Below are 14,853 nucleotides of genomic sequence, written 5' to 3' on the forward strand. Positions count from 1 at the left end.
TTATTAAATTCACTTAATATTGATATAAATCATTAGGTGTTTATTTTTTTCACTTGATGATGAATATTATATTTGCTGAAACTTTTAAATAATCTATGAAAAAACAAATTTTATTTTGCTTCAGTAGTCTGCTGATGCTTTTTATGAGTTCATGTTCAACGGAAGAACTGAATAGCGAGACAACCCCTGAAAGCCCTGCGGTAAAAGCTAATAATCGCTTATCTGCTTCCAAATTTGCGGGAGACGGAATTTATGATGTTCTGGGACATGGTTATAATGTTACCGGTGAATATGCCAATGCAACAGCTGCGGGTTTTAAGGTAGTTGATATTGATCGCTTTAAATTAGAGCAGAGCAACAGATTAATCAGCGAAAACACAAATTCTCAGGAGTATTCCGAAGATTATGGTGAAAATGCTGAGGCTTATTCGAAAATGGTTTCAACCAAAGTGGATGCAACAGTTAATTTTCCACTGTTTAAAAAAATACTTTCTGTAGGTTTTGGCTCAGCGGTAACAACCAACAATAAGTTTGATGCAAAATATATCTACGGAAGTTATAACCTTACGATCAAACAGAAAAGAGTAAGATTCAATGCTACTACCGATATGCTGGGTGATTATATAACTCCTGAATTTGCTCAGGATTTACAGACAAAAACTCCGCAGCAGATTGTTCAGGATTATGGAACTCACGTAATGACGGATATTTATACAGGAGCAAAACTTGATATTTTATTCCAGTCTGAAACAACGAGCCAGACTCGTGATAAGGCAGCCAGAATCGGAATAAAGGCAGGAATGCTGAATATTTTTAATGTGAATGTGGATAATGATGTGAATACTTCTGAATACCACATGAATTTTTCTAAAAAGTTGACTTACAAAACCAGAGGCGGGGATCCTTCAAAAGGCTTAGTAGGAGATTTGAATCTGGATCAGACCAATACTAAAGTTAATATTTCCAATTGGCAGAACAGCTCAAATGTAAATAATTCTGTTTTGGTTGACTTTGGAAGCAACGGGTTGATTATTATTTATGACTTTGTAAAAGACCCTGTTAAAAAAGCTCAGCTTAAAGCCTATGTAGATCAATATCTGATTGATAATAAGGTGTATTTAGAATTTAACACCATTCCAATTTACAGATATTATAACGGAGTAGATCATTACTATACAAAAATTGCTGGAAGCTACAGCGGATATTCTTTTGAAGGAACAGAGTTTCACGCATTCTTGTACAAAGCTCCCAATACAGTTCCTATCTACAGATACTGGAATGGTAAAGATCATTACTATACAAAAACTCCGGGATATTATCCGGGATATGTAGATGAAGGAATCGAGTTTAATGCTTTTGCTACTCAGCAGCCTAATACAGTTCCTATCTACCAATATTGGAACGGTAAAGATCATTATTATTCAAGATCCAGCGTAACACCTTCAGGTTATATTAAGGAGGGAATTGAATTCTATGCTTATTAATTAAAAATATTGATATTCTATAACTACAAGCCGTCTCAGTTTTGAGACGGTTTTTAATGATAAATAATATGATATATTTTTTTACCATTAAAAGATAGTACTGCCTTACTGTTTGTATTCATTTTCATTGATTATAATAATGTGCTGTTAATTATTCCTTTTCCAGGGTGTACATATATGGACTTAAGCAAATGTTAAATTGATGTTAGATTTTTTCTTTTACAACTAATTTTGATGAGGTAAATAGAAGTATGATTTTTATTATTTATCTTTACATAAGGAAATAAAAAACATAAACTTATGAGAAAGCATTTATTAGCAATGTTTGGGCTATTGGCAGGAATTTGTATAATGGCTCAAAATATTACACTTGGCACTAATTTGGTAAAGGATAGAAGATACTATTCCCGAAATAATCAGCACTTTCTGATTTTTCAAAATGATGGAAATTTGGTAGTTTATAATAGCCAGAATCAGCCGGAATGGAGTTCCAGGACTCCTGGTGAAGGTTCAAGGGCTATTTTTCAGGAAGATGGTAATCTTGTCGTTTATAATTCTTCAAACAGACCCTTATTCAGTACCAACACCACCAACAAGAATGCAGCCAACCTTGAGATGCAGGATGATGGCAATCTTGTAATTTATAACAGGAGACGAAATGCTTTGTGGTCTTCTAAGGGAGGTTCTGACGGAAACAATTTCGGTGGAAACGGAGGTTCTAATACAGGAAGTTATAATAATGGTAATATTTACAAAGGATTTAGATTTGTAAAAGGACAAAAGATATTTTCTGAAAATTATAACTATTATTTAATTTTCCAGACAGATGGTAATTTGGTAATGTATAGTAACGGAACTAAAAAAGATATCTGGTCTTCGGCAACAGCAGGAAGTGGAAGAAGCGCTATTTTTCAGGAAGATGGAAATCTGGTAGTCTATGATTCTTCACATAAACCTGTTTACAGTACAGGTATAAGCTCATCAAATATTGAAAGACTTTCAGTTCAGAATGATGGAAATATTGTGATTTACAACAACAACGGTAGTGTTGTTTGGGCAAATAAAAAATAATAATTTAATAAAAAAAGTTAAGTATAAAAAAAGCTAGCCGAAAAGGTTAGCTTTTTTATGCAGTTTGTCTCGTCCTAATATAGCGTTTCTTTTGTAAAGAATATCGTACTCTAGCATTGGGAAATTATTTTTTCCCACGTACTGATCCAATCTTGTGTTTCATTTTCCAATGAATAATTTTTCATCACAAATTGTGACCCTATTTTCCCTTTTTCAGAAAAAAGAGTCGGATTCTCATGATATTCTAATGCGTGGCTTTCTATTTTTTCAACAAAATCAATAATGTTACCTTCTTCAACCAGGCAAGAAAATTCTTCTTTAAAATATTCTTTTCCTCCTTGTCCAGAGTAACCGATTACAAAACATCCACAAGACATAGCTTCTATAGGAGGAAGCCCAAAGCCTTCTCTATGATTGAAGCTTAAAAAAAATACGGATTCTTTTAAATGTTTTGCAACTTCCTGTTCATCCATATTGTCAATTGGGAAAAACTCCCAATCATCCATCTTTTTTCGTGCTTTTAAAATATTAATAACTTGTAAAGAATCCTCAGCAAGTTTCCTTGGCATAAAAGCAATTTTTTTCTTTTTTTTATTTTCAAAACTGAAAATATGGGTATCAATTCCTAAACGGACTCTATATAGACCAAGAGCAGGAAATACAACATTAAAATATTTTTGTGCATTTTCTGATGCTACAATAGTTCCTAAACAATTTTTATCTAAATAAGGATTCTTTTCATTATAATCAAATCCATACCCCTGAAAGGTGTAGTAGCAATTCTGGTTAAGTATTACATACTGATGATTGGGAATAGTTTTATGGAATGATTTTCCATATATTTCCGGAAAAACAAATAGCGCATCTTTCTCTATGGGATGTGAAAATAAATTGTTATAGAACAGTTTTAATCTTTCGTAAAAACTATTTTTATGTTCTTTAGGGTTATTACTATTTTCTATGTTTTTTAAAAGTTCATAATGATAAGATATTTTTGTGTCACGATACCATATATTATCTCTTTTTCTCTTTTTTTTTAATAAAACAGTAGCATTATAACCATGATTGTTTAAAATATTTACATATTTATAAATTTGTTTTATACCCCCAAAAGGTACAGAAACTGATGGGCAAACAAAATATATCTTTCTTTTTTTCATAATAAGATTACTGTTTTTGAATACAATGCTTCCATATATGTTTTGATTAACGGAAATCAATATCCTTTAAAGTTTTCGGTATTTATTAGGCATTAAATGATTTTGTTGATTAATCAAATCTTATAAACAGAAGTGAATTTATTGCACTCCAGGAACAAAAGATAACCAACTTATTACTCTCATAGTTTACAATAAATGCTTAATTTTGTTTTTCTAAAAAGGCAGGACAAAATAATAAATTTAAAATGGGAATTAAAAGGTTTTTTAAAAATAAAATAAAGGATCGGAATTTTATCAATAATAAGAGAAAACTAAAGATCAATCATTTTGAACTCGACTTTTTTAAAAAACATACATTTGGCTTTATTTATGAAAATGAGCCAGAAGTTTCTATCATAATTCCTGTTTACAATCAGATCAGATATACTCTTAATTGTTTATATACAATTGAACAGTATGATAAAGACGTATCAAAAGAAATTATTATTATCAATGATAACAGCTCAGATGAAACTTTAAAGTATCTGGATACAGTTCCCGGAATTACAATTATTAATAATACTGAAAATTTAGGATTTTTAAGAAATATAAATAAAGGAATTCGGAAGGCAAGAGGAAGATATATTTATTTGTTGAACAATGACGTAGAAGTTCAGGAAAACTATTTATCCAGTCTGTTGGAGGTTTTTAAGAACAATAAAAATGTAGGTGCAGTTGGCTCTAAAATGGTATTTTCAGACAATACATTGCAAGAGGCGGGCTGTCTTATTTTTAATAATACCGAAATTGTTAATCTAGGAAGAGGTGAAGCTATTGATACTCCAAAATATAACTTTTTAAGAAAAGTAGATTATTGTTCAGGATGTAGTTTGTTATTACATAGAACTGATACTGATGGAAAACTTAATCTTTTGGATGAAGCTTTTTTACCTGCCTATTATGAAGAAACAGATCTATGTCAACGCTTGAAATATGAGCAGAAGCTGGATATTTATTATCAGCCTAAATCGGAAATTGTTCATTTTGAAAATGTTTCTTATACTGGAAAAGATAATGGAAAGGAACTTTTGCTTCAGAAAAACAGAACTGTCTTTATGAATAGATGGGATTCGTATTTTACTGATTCAAGATTTCTGGATAATGAAGGAAGAAATAATATTAATAGGTTTTATAAAAAGCCCAATATTCTGATTCTGGAGGAACGTATGCCACAACCTGATAAGGATTCTGGCTCAAGAAGGTTTCTTGAAATTGTAAAGATTCTGCAAAAAAATAATCATAGAGTTATTTTAGGGATTCAGCAACCCAACCAAGAGGATGATATCTACGTTGATTTTTTTCGGAGCATTGGTGTGGAAGTTTGTAAAGACTATGTAAATGCTCAGAACAAAATTGTAAAAGTTTTGGATCAAGTGAAAGAAGCTCTTCATTATGTAGATATTGTTTGGATTTTCAGACCGATTGGATTTGATTTTTGGTATGGGAAAATTAAAAATGATATCTCCGGAAAGAAGATTATTTATGATATGGTCGATCTTCATTATCTAAGAATGGAGAGAGAAAACAAATATATTGAAGTGACAAAGTCCCGTAAAAAAGAGATGAGATTCTTTAAGGAAAAGGAATATTTTGGAATGCAAAAGTCAGATGTGGTTATTTCCATCAGTGATGAAGAAAAGAAAATTGTCTCGGGCCAAGGGATCAAAAATGAAAAGATCTTTACTGTTAGTAATATTCATGAACCTGTAGAATGCAGAGATATGGATTATTCTGTTCGGGAAGGTGTTTTATTCATTGGAGGTTTCTATCACATGCCCAATATGGATGCCGTCAAGTTTTTGTATGAAGATATAATGCCTTTAGTTTGGGCCAAAGACGATTCTATTAAAGTATATATTTTAGGACCACATTTTCCCGAAGAGATTAAAGGAAAATATAATTCTGAGAAGTTTCAGATATTAGGTTATCAGAAGAGTGTAGATTACTGGTTTGAAAATTCGAGAATATTTGTTGCTCCTCTACGATATGGAGCTGGAGTGAAAGGAAAGATAGGGCAGGCTCTGGAGTTTGGATTGCCTGTAGTCACTACATCAATTGGGGCGGAAGGAATGGATCTGGAAGATCGAAAAACAGCCCTTGTTTCCAATGAAGATCCGCAGCATTTCGCAAATAAGATATTGGAACTATATTACGATGAAAATTTGTGGAAAACTCTTCATAGTAACAGCGCACTACCACTTGCTAAGTTCTCAGTTGGGCAACAGGAAAAGAATATCAATAATATTATAAATTATTTAGGATTTAAAGATTAAATAAAGAAAGCTTTTATCAATAAAGCTTATTTTTTATGTTATGATTTTTTTGATCCAATTACTGAAACCATATTTTTTTACAATGTCATCTGATAATGTAAAATAAGGTTTTTTTAGAAACTGTTCAATATTTTTATAATTATTATTTTCCACAACAAAGATATTATCAGGATGGTAAAAATCGTATTTTTTAACCGTCACATTATCCGTAATTACTTTTTTCTTATAGTATATTCCTTCAAAGAAACGAATGGAAAGTCCGTTGTGTAATGGATCAACAAAATCCAAAAGAATGTCTGAACTTTTAACAAGATCCAGATTTTCTCGGAAACTAATTCTGTTTTGAATATATTGTATTTTATCATTTTTCGTTTCAGGTTCCTGAAAATATTGAATGAAAATAGAAAGTTCAATAGATAAACCTGAGACTTCATCAATAAATCGGTTAATTTTTTCTTCACGGCTTTTCCAATATAAACCTACAAAGTAAAGCTTAGGCTTTTCTGCATTATATTTTTTTTCAGAAGAAGGAAGGTGATCAAAATAAAAATTAGTAATAGGTTGAATATTGGGCTGAGATTCTACTCTTTCAAAACAAAAGAAGATATCAAATAAATTGAAATAGTTTCTGATCTCTGGAAATTTTTCAATACCATCCCATTGATAAGCAATTAATTTTCGGGTTTTACTTTTTAGATTCTTTATAAATGAAATTGGGAAATTATCCGGACGAATCACCAGGACATAATCCAATTCTTCCGTAATGGCAGAAAGGTTTTTATTCAGCTCATCGAGAAAATGCTTTTGAATAAGATATTGTTTATACTCTTTATTTCTAAGAATATTTTTAATGAAAAAATTTTTTATGCTTTCACAGCCCTTGTATTTAAATCCTGAAACATTGTCTGTGATTAAATAGGGTTCAAAACCTTCCTTCTCCAAGTTCTCTAAAAATAGCTTTGGAAAATCGGAATAGTCAGGCATTACCAAAAGAAATTTTCTTTTTTTCACTTTTTTAATTTAAGTTAAGTATACTGAATCTTAATATTTTGTAGTATTTTCTGAGACTGTTGACAGGATTATTGAAATATTCTTTTTTTATGGTCTCAGCATCTTTTAAACTGAGGTCATTAATATACCGGAAATATTTTTTCTCAATACTTTTCAATGAAATATTATCATTGAATTTAGGATTAACTTCTTTGAATATCGTTTCCATCTTATGAATTGCTGTATTGGAATAGTTTGAATGATGCTTGTAATTTCCAATAATAATTTTCTTTAAGTAGGCAATATAGTAGGCAATATTGCTTTGTTCAGGATATTGTAAATAGTAGTTGTTATATATCGTTTGAATAACACTTAGGTATCCTAAAAGATTTTTATCACTGTTCTTTTTAGTGATGGACTGTGCGTTGTCGATAGTGTAGAAATAAGTAATATCAGGAATAAAGACAACATTCTTTGCCTGGAACATCGTTTCAAAGAACCATAATTCATCTTCGTGATAAATTCCACTTAAAAATGTGAGATTATTTTCTTTTAAAAATGAAGATTTATATAATTTATTCTGGGCAATTGGACTTAAGTCTTCCGTTATTTTTTTAAGCAGGACTTCCGTATTTTTATTTTCTAAGCGTTGTTTTTCTTTAGGCTGAGGTAAGAATGAAACGTTTCGTTTCTCTTCCCATGAATAGGTTGATGTTTTTCCCACAATAATATCCTCTTTACCTGTATACTCAGATATGAGTGATTCCAAGGCATTAGAAGGAAGAAGATCATCACTGTCACAGAAAAAAATAAAATCTCCGGAGGCTTTTTCCAATCCGAAATTTCGAGTATCTGAAAGACCTTTGTTTTTCTGGTTGTATATATGGAATCTTTCGTCTGAAAAACAATTGATGATTTCAAGAGTATTATCTGTACTGCCATCATTAATAACAATACATTCAATATTGTAATGAGTTTGGCTCTGTATACTTTCTAGTACTTCTTTTACATAATAAGAAGCGTTGTAGCACGGAACAATAATGCTGATTAAAAAAAAAGAATTATCCATTCTTAATTAAATTTTTTTCAATGTAGAACTTACGGACTCAATGGAAAATGGTTTCAGACTGTCAATAGAATTTTGACTTAATGTATTCCAAAGCTCTTCATCATTATTTAATTGTAGAATTGCCTGAGCAAAACTATTTTCATCATTCGCTATCAATACATTTTTATGGTTGTTGAGTCTCATTCCTTCCGCTCCGATATCTGTTGTGATTACAGGCAAGAAATATTCAAATGCCTGTCCTATTTTTCCTTTTACTCCAGCTCCAAACCGTAAGGGAGCAACCATAATTCTGGAATTCATAAAATGCTCTTCAATGCTTTCCACAAAGCCTAAAAATTTAAACTTAGGAAATAGTTTAAGATCAAGTTTCTCAGCGACATTCCCAATGATGCTTACTTCCAGTTCAGGATTGGTTTTCCAGACAATAGGCATTATTTTTTCATAGAGAAACTTTACCGCATCAATATTTGGCTCGTGGATAGATCCGATGAAGGTAATTCCTTTGCTTTCACTGAAACTTTTTCTTTCAGAAATATCAATTTTGGGATAATGAATATTAGATACTGTAATGATCTTATTTTTATCTGCATACTGGCTCATAATTGCTTTCTCCTTATCAGATATGGCAATGATATAATCCAGTTGTGGTGCAACAACTGTTTCCAGGCGAAAAAAATGTTTATAATTCTTCTTTAATGAAATACGGGTAGGTTCCAGTTCTATGGCTCTTTTAAACCTTAAAAAATGAATGTCTACCATATCATAAATAAATTTGGCAGAAGATAAAACGGCTTTCATTTTTTCATAAAAAAGATTCAGAGCCAGAGGCCCGTTGAACCAAACGTAATCTATCTTTTTAAAAGAAGACAGGAAATCATAGATATTCCTGTACTTAGTGTTCTCTATGTAAACGATAACATTGCGCTGCTGATAAAACTTCACATAAGAATCGTCTTCAAACATATGGGGAGCGAATATAATGCAGTTGTATCCTAATTCTTTGTAAATAAGTATAAGTTCTTTCAGTCTGTTAGCCCCGGATTCTTTATCATGGGCTGGGAAATCTCTTGATGCAAACAGGATCGTTTTTTGGGAAGCATCATACAGATTAATGTTGACGATATCCTTAGACTGAAGATATTTAAGTTTTTCTTTTCTTTCGAAGTGCTTTTTTATTTTTTTTAAGATTCCCATTTGTCAGTTTTTAGTATCAAGTTCAAAAACTTTATTCACCCAACTATCCAAAGTGTATCTGTAATAGATTTCTTCCGGAATTTTCTCGTAGGGTGTTTCAAAAAAAGATTTGTCAAGATTACTAATATTTTTGTTTAAAATCAAAATATTATTGGGATTGTAAAAGTCATAGGTTTTAATGGCTTCGTTATCAGTAATGATTTTCTTATCCAGAGCCATGGCTTCAAAAACCCTGAAGCTGAGCCCGTATTGCCCTTCACGCATAAGGTCCAGTAAAACTTTAGAGTTTTTATAATACTTTGGAAGATCGTTATGCGGAATTTTTTTGATACTGAAAATCAGAAAAAGATTTTTCGGTACCGTCATGAAAATATTGGTCAGCTGATGCTTCCAGGATTTTTTACCAATGATCATAATCTGGAATTTTAATCCCTGTTCAATCAGCTTTTTAGCCAGTAATTTTATTAATGAAACTCTTCTGTTATCATAAGATGTAATATAGAAAAGATCCATTTCAGGCTGTTGGATTTCCTGTGAACAATGGGGAAGATAAATATAGTTTGTTAACTTTTCGAACCCGTGCTTTTTGACGTCAACATAGTCGAATGAGAATACTTTGTCAAAAAGATACAGCTTATCTTCTACAGGAACTCTTTCAAGATTATCATAAAGATAGGTCAACAGACGATCTGTATATTTTCTAATTTTTTTGAGAGTAGAAAGATCAAATGTATCCGGATTCATCACCAGAATCTGATCCTGATGGCCTAATTGTTCCAGAGAATCCAGAACATATTTCTGTCTTTTTTCAGTCTTGAGATTTTTATTTAAAAAAGTTTTGCTTAAAGCATTTACAGCTCTTTCATTGAAGTTGGAATGAGTAACGCTACTGATCTTTATATGATGAGCATCAATATCTCTTTTGCATAATGTCTCAACAATATACTTATCATAATCCCAAAAATCATAACTAATGATACAAATCTTCATTTAACTAATTTTGCTCTTTTTTTAATGATTCATAGGTTTCATAAACGCTTAAAGACTGCAGATAAGATAATTGATAGCCTTCTTTTCCGTCTAAAATACCCAGTCTCATTATATAGGCCTTAAAGAATTTAAAAGCTGTTTTAAGATATTGAACCAAAACACTGTACTTTTTCCCTTTTGCAGCCAGTTCCTTCCCCTTTAAAACTCCGTAATGAATCATCTTTTTTCTATAAGATTCATAATCTGAAACGGAGTAGTGGAGTAATTTATTTTTTAAAATACCGATGGTTCCGTTAACCTCCAGAGTTTCATGTACCTTTTTTCCCGCCATATATCTGGCCTTCGATTTTCTGAATAGCCTGAAGTTTTTATCAGACTGTGTTCCTGAAAAGTGAATCGGTTTTTGGGCAAAAAAGAATTTCCTGTAAAAATAATAGGCATCCTTTTGCCCGGGTTTGTTCAGCTCACCGATAATTTCCTGCTGCAGGGCCGGAGTAATTCTTTCATCACCATCCAAAAATAATACCCAGTCGTTGGTTGCATGATCAAGAGCTAAATTTCTCTGCTTTGTAAAGTCCTCAAATTTATTCTGAATCACTTTTACATGGGGGAATTTCTTTGCAATTTCTACAGTTTTATCCGTACTAAAAGAGTCTACCACAATTATTTCATCACAAAAATCAAAAGACTCAAGGACATCCTGTATATTTTTTTCTTCATTATATGTTATGATTAAACCACTTATATTCATCACAACGTTTTGTTTAATAAGGAAATATGTACTATCTCTCTTAAGGTCATTCTAAATAGTTTTAATCTTTCAAAGATAAGTCTAAATTTGAATTTTATAGACCAATCTTTGTCATTTATCTCTATTATGCAAATTTCGAAAAAATGCCGCCTTTGAAGAATATACATTATTGTATTCGGATGTATATAGCAAATACAATTCCTAAATTTTTAAAAAGTGAAAAAATATGATTTTTTTATGCTTTTTTGAAGTCATTGCTGACGGTATGTCTAGGGAAATACATGTATTGATGAGATACATTAAGGGTATGGTTTTTAACTACCATACCCATTAATCTTTTCCGGAAATCAACAGTTCAAATAGTGTTGATCATATTAAAATATCCGATGAATATCAGTTTATTTATACTCGAGAATAGTCTTTTCAATAATCTTCACGCAATCCAGCAATTGTTCTTCAGTAATGACCAATGGTGGTGCAAGTCTGATAATGTTACCATGTGTAGGTTTTGCCAGCAATCCGTTTTCTTTCAGCTGCAGGCAAAGATTCCATGCGGTAGAGCTATCAGGTGTATCATTGATCAGAATAGCGTTTAAAAGGCCTTTTCCTCTTACTTTGGTAATAAGGTTTGTCTTTTCAATAAGCTTCTCTATTTCAGCTCTGAAAAGCTTTCCTAATTCTTCTGCTCTTTCAGACAGTTTTTCGTCAGCTACTACATCCAATGCGGCTACTGCTACGGCACACGCAATAGGGTTTCCTCCGAACGTGGAGCCATGCTGTCCCGGTTTGATAACATTCATAATGTTGTCATTCGCTAAAACAGCAGATACGGGATACATACCTCCGGAAAGTGCTTTCCCTAAGATCAGGATATCCGGTTGTACATCTTCATGGTGGCAGGCAATCAGTTTTCCTGTTCTTGCAATACCTGTCTGAACTTCATCAGCAATGAAAAGGACATTATATTTTTTACATATTTCAGAAGCATTTTTAAGGAAGTTTTCATCAGGAACATACACTCCGGCCTCTCCCTGAATTGGTTCTACTAAGAACGCAGCAATATTTCCGGCTTCTCTGCTTAATACTTCTTCCAATGCAGTGATATCGTTATAAGGAATTTTGATAAATCCTGGTGTAAAAGGTCCGTAATTCTGGTTGGCATCAGGATCATTAGAGAAAGAAACAATTGTTGTTGTTCTTCCATGGAAATTGTTTTCGCAAACGATAATTTTCGCTGCATTTTCTGCAATTCCTTTTACTTCATAACTCCATTTTCTGGCTAATTTTACCGCTGTTTCCACAGCTTCAGCTCCGGAATTCATTGGTAAAACCTTGTCAAATCCAAAAAGAGTGGTTATTTTCTGTTCATATTCTCCTAATTTGGAGTTGTAGAATGCTCTTGAAGTTAAAGCCAGCTTTTGTGCCTGCTCTACCAGTGCTCCAACAATTTTAGGATGAGAATGTCCTTGGTTTACAGCAGAATATGCTGAAAGAAAATCATAGTACCTTTTGCCCTCCACATCCCAGACGAAAACACCTTCTCCGCGATCCAGAACTACTGGAAGGGGGTGATAGTTGTGCGCTCCATGTTTGTCTTCAAGGTCAATAAAATACTGTGAGTTTTTTGTTTGTTCTGCTGTTGACATATTGTTGTTTTTTACAAATTTACACAATATTAATGATACCCATAAACAAAAATAGAATTGAGTATAAGGCTGTGATTAGAGTATATTTTGAGGGAAAATGAATCCCTAATGGAAAATATTTTCTTAACGGATAACAGTTGCAGGTATTCTATCTTTAAGAATAAGAAATTTATACTGAGAAGATTATTCTACATTTTAATCATTCCGGTATTGATTTGCTGTTCTATCAGGGCTATAATATTTTTAAATGCTGTTCCCTAAACAGCTTTTGATTGGGGTTTATCTTATAAATTACTATTGTACGAAATATCAAAAACTTTTTCCATTTGTCTTTCGTTAGTAGTTCTAGGGGTTGCCTTTAATAAAGTATTACGGAGCCAAACTGCCGCACTGTTTTCATAATGAGAAATTTTACCAATAGCAGCGCTTGTATTGACGATATAATGTGCTTTTTTCATGCGCAGTTTTTCGTATTGAGTGAAAGCTTCATCCACCTTTTTACCTTCACCAAAAAGCTTTCCAATGATGTATGCATCTTCAATGGCCTGGCATGCACCTTGTCCCATATTAGGTGTTGTTGCATGGGCTGCATCACCAATCAGGCAAACACGGTCTTTTTGCCATTGGTAAATCGGTTCTAAATCGATAATGTCACTGACAAATATTTTCTCTTTGGGTGTTTCGGAAATCATGCTGAGAATTTCGGGATTAAATTCAGCAAAAAGCTCAGCAAGATTATTGGGATTTTTAACCAGGTGCTCGTTAACCACAGCGTACCAGTAAACTTTGTTATCACTAATTTTCACGAAGCCGAAGCGCCTGCCTTTTCCCCAGGCTTCATAAACATGGTGATTATATTTTTCTGTCCAATCAGATTCGATGACGCCACGCCAGCATTTTTGCTTGGAAGATCTGAGTTTTCCAATATTTAAAATTTGACGACGTACTACTGATTTAATTCCATCTGCTCCAATAACAGCATCTGCATTAGCGATAGTTCCGTCTTCAAAAGTGAGTTGATAACCGTTTTCCTGTTCGATTTTGGATAAACGTTTAGAAAGTTTAATGTTTTCAAAACCAATTTCTTCAGCCAGAATCATTTGTAAATCGGCACGATGAATGGCAATATTGCTTACTCCGTATTTACTTTCGAATGTATTTAATTGTACATCCGATAAGGTTTTGAGCTGTGGATTAGTAATGTTAATAGTTGAAATTTTATGACCTGCCATTTCGATTTTGTGGCGAATGCTTAGTTTGTCAAAAATCTGCATGGCATTATTAGCCATAATGATTCCGGCGCCCACAGGCTTTATTTCGGGTGCACTTTCGTAAACGGTAACGTCCAGATTATTTTTTTGTAAGGCTAAAGCTGTTGTCAAACCACCAATTCCGCCACCGATAATTGCTATTTTCATTGTGATTGCATTTATATTATGAGGCAAAATTAATGGCTGGAAAAACCAAAAACGTTCACTTAAGTTAATTTTCTGAAATTAGCAAATTCTTTTCCGGATTCTGCTCAGCGATTGTGGCGTAATTCCTAAATATGAAGAAATATATTTCTGTGGAATTTTGTTCAGAATTTCGGGTGACTTTTTCAAAAGATTGAGATAGCGTTCTTCCGGTGTATAAAAAAACAGTTCGTCAAGCCTTTGTTTTGCATCCAGAAAAGCTAAATCCGATATGCGTTTTGCCAGCCCAAGCCAGAAAATATCTTTCTGAATTAACATCCCAACAGCTTTTTTATCAAAATATAAAACTTCAGTTTTTAGAAGAGCCTGTATAACAGCGATTGATTTTTTTCCGGTAATATAGCTTGCGTAATCACCAATTACGTCATTATTCACCTGTAAAAGATAGCTGATATCTTCGCCTTTTTCATTGATGTAATAAATCCGGACAGCGCCATTCAAAATGATTCCTAAACGATCAAATACTCCATTTTTAGGTTCTATCATTTTGCTTTTATCATAAGTTACGATATAGCAAATATCCAAAAATTCCTTCGCACGCACCATAGAAATCTGAAGTGTCTTTGCTAATTTCTCCTGTATTGCTGATGTCATCGCTCCTATGTTGGTTTTAATTGATACTACAAAAATAATTTTTCCTGTTTTATTAGAACGAAATAGAGTATAAAACTAAAGAAGGCGCCTTTTTGGACGCCTTCTTTTTATATGAAT

The 14,853-nt window shown here is 32.6% G+C and carries 12 protein-coding genes; 3 read left to right on the plus strand and 9 right to left on the minus strand.

All coding sequences use genetic code 11. From position 1 onward, the window contains the following. Nucleotides 1-95: 95 nt before the first annotated feature. Both AC59HC_RS21115 and AC59HC_RS21120 read left to right on the plus strand, forming a co-directional pair. Nucleotides 96-1,484 carry an MAC/perforin domain-containing protein gene (locus AC59HC_RS21115; RefSeq protein ID WP_496559302.1) on the plus strand — a complete coding sequence of 463 codons (1,389 nt, stop codon included), beginning with the start codon at nucleotides 96-98 and terminating at the stop codon, nucleotides 1,482-1,484. 300 nt (nucleotides 1,485-1,784) lie between these two features. After that, entirely contained in the window at nucleotides 1,785-2,555 is a 771-nt protein-coding gene (locus AC59HC_RS21120; protein WP_202841576.1) for a hypothetical protein, read from the plus strand. Between the two features lie 110 nt (nucleotides 2,556-2,665). Here the strand turns inward: AC59HC_RS21120 and AC59HC_RS21125 are convergent, their stop codons facing one another. Beyond that, nucleotides 2,666-3,715, minus strand: coding sequence for a glycosyltransferase (locus tag AC59HC_RS21125; RefSeq protein WP_110011470.1), 1,050 nt, complete (start codon nucleotides 3,713-3,715; stop codon nucleotides 2,666-2,668). A 245-nt stretch (nucleotides 3,716-3,960) separates the two neighbouring features. Here AC59HC_RS21125 and AC59HC_RS21130 point away from each other — a divergent pair, with 245 nt between their 5' ends. Further along, the gene (locus AC59HC_RS21130; protein ID WP_202841575.1) at nucleotides 3,961-6,027 is read left to right on the plus strand and encodes a glycosyltransferase; all 2,067 of its coding nucleotides are present in this window, start codon (nucleotides 3,961-3,963) and stop codon (nucleotides 6,025-6,027) included. 33 nt (nucleotides 6,028-6,060) lie between these two features. Here AC59HC_RS21130 and AC59HC_RS21135 read toward each other — a convergent pair whose 3' ends face one another. From AC59HC_RS21135 to AC59HC_RS21170, 8 genes are all read right to left on the minus strand, one after another. Then, the gene (locus AC59HC_RS21135; protein ID WP_496559303.1) at nucleotides 6,061-7,038 is read right to left on the minus strand and encodes a WaaS/CpsH family glycosyltransferase; all 978 of its coding nucleotides are present in this window, start codon (nucleotides 7,036-7,038) and stop codon (nucleotides 6,061-6,063) included. Nucleotides 7,039-7,042: 4 nt separating this feature from the next. Then, entirely contained in the window at nucleotides 7,043-8,086 is a 1,044-nt protein-coding gene (locus tag AC59HC_RS21140; RefSeq protein WP_496559304.1) for a glycosyltransferase family 2 protein, read from the minus strand. A 6-nt stretch (nucleotides 8,087-8,092) separates the two neighbouring features. Beyond that, the gene (locus AC59HC_RS21145; RefSeq protein WP_496559305.1) at nucleotides 8,093-9,280 is read right to left on the minus strand and encodes a glycosyltransferase; all 1,188 of its coding nucleotides are present in this window, start codon (nucleotides 9,278-9,280) and stop codon (nucleotides 8,093-8,095) included. Between the two features lie 3 nt (nucleotides 9,281-9,283). Further along, a complete protein-coding gene (locus AC59HC_RS21150; protein ID WP_110011465.1) occupies nucleotides 9,284-10,270 on the minus strand; it encodes a WaaS/CpsH family glycosyltransferase in 987 nt (328 codons plus the stop codon). A gap of 4 nt (nucleotides 10,271-10,274) precedes the next feature. Further along, nucleotides 10,275-11,021, minus strand: a complete 747-nt coding sequence (locus AC59HC_RS21155; RefSeq protein ID WP_202844176.1) for a glycosyltransferase family 2 protein — start codon at nucleotides 11,019-11,021, stop codon at nucleotides 10,275-10,277. A 398-nt stretch (nucleotides 11,022-11,419) separates the two neighbouring features. Continuing rightward, the gene (gene rocD, locus AC59HC_RS21160) at nucleotides 11,420-12,667 is read right to left on the minus strand and encodes an ornithine--oxo-acid transaminase (protein WP_395971811.1); all 1,248 of its coding nucleotides are present in this window, start codon (nucleotides 12,665-12,667) and stop codon (nucleotides 11,420-11,422) included. Between the two features lie 284 nt (nucleotides 12,668-12,951). Beyond that, on the minus strand, nucleotides 12,952-14,085 hold the full coding sequence (locus AC59HC_RS21165) for an FAD-dependent oxidoreductase (RefSeq protein ID WP_202841568.1): 1,134 nt from the start codon (nucleotides 14,083-14,085) through the stop codon (nucleotides 12,952-12,954). Nucleotides 14,086-14,163: 78 nt separating this feature from the next. Next, nucleotides 14,164-14,736 (minus strand): Crp/Fnr family transcriptional regulator, encoded by a 573-nt coding sequence (locus tag AC59HC_RS21170; RefSeq protein ID WP_238349655.1) that lies wholly within the window; start codon nucleotides 14,734-14,736, stop codon nucleotides 14,164-14,166. Between the last annotated feature and the right edge of the window lie 117 nt (nucleotides 14,737-14,853).

The sequence above is a fragment of the Chryseobacterium sp. DZ-32 genome, assembly GCF_059587025.1.